This is a genomic window from Paenibacillus sp. GCM10027629, assembly GCF_042676425.1.
GTDB lineage: Bacteria > Bacillota > Bacilli > Paenibacillales > Paenibacillaceae > Paenibacillus_K > Paenibacillus_K terrigena.
In genome coordinates this window covers 645753-648875 of record NZ_JBHTGZ010000009.1, presented here as the reverse complement: position 1 = coordinate 648875, position 3123 = coordinate 645753, and the positions used below count along the sequence as shown (strand labels likewise).

Here is a 3123-nt window from a genome sequence, read left to right as displayed (position 1 = left end):
CGTTATAGGAACTCACATTCATTTGTTTTACTATGCTGCCCATTGTATAGTAAACTTCGTGTTGCAATGCTTTCACTGTCACTCCGTCTAGTACAAATGGGGCAGGTTCAACAGATACTGTTGAATTTCTGAAATCGACGCTACAGTTAAACGTTTCTGCAATAAAGCGAAGCGGAACCATGATGCGATTATTCTTAATATAGGGTGTTGCATCGAGTAGCGCGGGTTTACCATTTTTCACCGCTGTATTGCTCTTCAATTTTAAGATGACCTGCATATCGTTTTTTACGAGCGTAACTTTCGAACCCGACCAGTTGACCTTGGCTCCCAAATTTTCACTAATAAAACGCAAAGGCACCATCGTACGATTGTGCTTAATTTCGGGCTTCACATCGGAGGCGATAGTAATACCCTCAACTATTATTTGCATATTTGCCGCCGCGTAGGCAGGTGAAGAGATAGATAAAATTAATGCAGCGAAAATTCCTGTGAGAACCTTTTTTATGATATTATATTCCTTTCTTAGCATATTTTGGAGAACTATACTATAGACGAGAACTATGAAGTAATGTTGCGCTAATCTGCCCGTTAGTTGAACATGCTGCCCTTGTAATGGCAGCCTGATTTTGTACTATCTGTTCCCCGTTAGTTTAACTTTTTGTGGCATTCTACTTTATAGTGGAAATATTTGAATTGGTAGCACATTTTTTTGCTTCTTGTAATGAGTAGTGTATAGTATCACCAATTACGTTCCATTCTAGGTCGCACGAAAAAAGATAAAAACAATATATATCGGCTATTTAGTTACTGCCTCATGCGGTAAAATAGCATGTACACCGTGAACTCCGTTTACAATTTGGGTAATCCTTAAATCCACAATTAAACTTGCTAATGCAAGGGATTCTTTTCGTTCATAACCAAATAATTCATTCATAAGATCTAGCATGCCATCAAGAGCTATTAAAGTTGCTTCATGGAGATCTTTATTAAAACCAAATGTAATCCAGCCCGATGGAGTATTAGCCCGTGGCATGGATAATTTGAAGTCCGATAAAAGTTGAAATTCTAATTCAACTAAATCCATTGGACACTCCAAAGCAGGCAAAGCAACCTCTCCATCTCCTTGTGCCGCATGTCCATCACCAACAGAAAAAAGTGCTCCATCAACCGATATAGGAAGATAAAGAGTACTTCCTTTGACTAATTCCTTACAGTCAATATTTCCGCCACAAGAACGTGGAGGATTGGTTGAATGTATTCCTTCTTCTGCTGGTGGCATCCCCATAATCCCCATAAAGGGACGTATAGGTATCTTATGACCGAGTTGACTTACTCCTGTCATCGTATTTGAATCAAGCTTCCAGTGTAGAAAATATTCTTCACCTTTATCAACACCCATACGTGAATTAATCTCGCTCGGGTATCCACCTGCACCACTCCAACCCCATGAGCCAGGTAAAACCTCATTAATTTGAATTTTTAATACCATACCAGGTTCAGCACCATTTATAAATATTGGGCCACAAAGTGCATGTCCACTATCCATAGGATGTTCCCTTGGTCCAAACCTCTTAGTGGGTGCGCCTGGTTGTAACCATGGCTCTAAGGCCCATCCCATGTCCAAACAACTAAAGCGAACAATGTCCCCAGGGTTTATTCTTAATGCTGGCTCATATTCTTTTGAAAAAGAGCCATGAAGTGTTGATCGCTCTGGATTAATATGATGAATTGCTATTTAAATCCCCTCCGTTTTTCCAGGATAATAAGTTTAGGACTTCAGAAACTAATTCATCCGCACTTTTCGACCCATCTAAGGAGATATCGCATTCATTTAAAGCAAGTGAGTCAACGGCCGTGTACAAATTTCTAATGTGACTATTTAAATAAGTATTTAAGTAGTTTCTTATTGAATGATTTTGTTTTTCTAATGATTCATTAGGGTTAGACAATTGACGCAAAATTCTTCTTGCGAGTGATATTTCTAAAGGTGTTCTGAGATGTATCGATAAGTCGATTAACTTATTTTTTCTATATCGACTTTTTCCAAACGGTTCATCAAGAAGAATATATTTTGTTGGCTCTAATTCAACGCCTGTTAAAATATGCTTTATTTTTCTTCCAATTCGTAATGAATGTAAATCCTCATGTAATTTTTGGTTTTCAATTTCATCTGGATTTGCTCCGTGAGTGTACCAATTCAATAAGTTTATCTTTGAATGAGCAAAGTAATCATCGAATGAGAGATATATGCAATTATTTTGAAGTACAGATTCTAGGTTACGACAAAGAGTTGTTTTCCCAGATCCCGAAGTGCCACTGATAACGATAAATAAAGAATCTATAAAAAAAGCCCCCCCCCTTCTATGGCCTTATCAAGAAAACATATTTTAAAGTAACACACAACCATATTATTCCATATTAATGAATTGTTTTGGGTAACATTTTATTGAATATTCTTCCACTATCCTGCCCGTTACTTCAACAAAGCAAAAAGGAGCTGCCTCAAGCAAGCTTCTCAACTATCGTTCCCAGTTAGTTCAATACGGAATTCCTCAGGCGGACCAAATGGCTTTATCATTGAAGGGAAGGAACGGGCTTCCGTAGTGATCGGGAACTGTCTATTAAAGTTCCTCAATTTTAACTCCATTTACATACCAAGAATTAGAGTCATCACTTCTAGTTTTCATCTCAAGTACAACGTAAGAACCATTAGCTTTTTCCCAATACACCAAGGCATGTGACTTATCTGGACTTATAAGTAAGGCTGACATATAATCGCCTACATCTAGATTCTCTCTTTTCTCTTCGCTATTATAAAAAACATCTAGAAAAGAAGACTGTTCTTGTCTAGAGAAAGAAGGTAGAAGCTCTTCTTCAAGGTTAAGAAGATTTACAAACTTCCATTTTGTCAAATCTTGGTCTTCACTGATATCAGTACTGTTTGCAAATGACTTAGCCTCTTCACTTTTTAGTATTACTTCCTTTCCTTTAGTCCATGATTGATTTAAACGGTCTTCTACTTTTTTCACACTATCTTGGTGTTCAGAACTTACATCTGGAAAAAGAGAAGAATAAGTTTGTAATGCTTTTTCAGGGGGATTATCACTTCCACACCCTACAATT

At 37.5% G+C, this 3123-nt stretch carries 4 protein-coding genes; all 4 read right to left on the bottom strand.

The genetic code is table 11. From position 1 onward, the window contains the following. Window positions 1–529: copper amine oxidase N-terminal domain-containing protein (locus ACFQZR_RS12425; protein ID WP_379348818.1), on the bottom strand; the 529-nt coding region annotated here is incomplete at its 3' end. A gap of 267 nt (window positions 530–796) precedes the next feature. Then, on the bottom strand, window positions 797–1720 hold the full coding sequence (locus ACFQZR_RS12420) for an acetamidase/formamidase family protein (RefSeq protein WP_379348816.1): 924 nt from the start codon (window positions 1718–1720) through the stop codon (window positions 797–799). Next, window positions 1716–2321: an AAA family ATPase gene (locus tag ACFQZR_RS12415; protein ID WP_379348814.1), complete on the bottom strand. Its 606-nt coding sequence runs from the start codon at window positions 2319–2321 to the stop codon at window positions 1716–1718. Before ACFQZR_RS12415 ends, ACFQZR_RS12420 begins: the two co-directional genes overlap by 5 nt. A 300-nt stretch (window positions 2322–2621) precedes the next feature. Beyond that, the coding region (locus tag ACFQZR_RS12410; RefSeq protein ID WP_379346218.1) for a hypothetical protein at window positions 2622–3123 on the bottom strand (502 nt) is incomplete at its 5' end.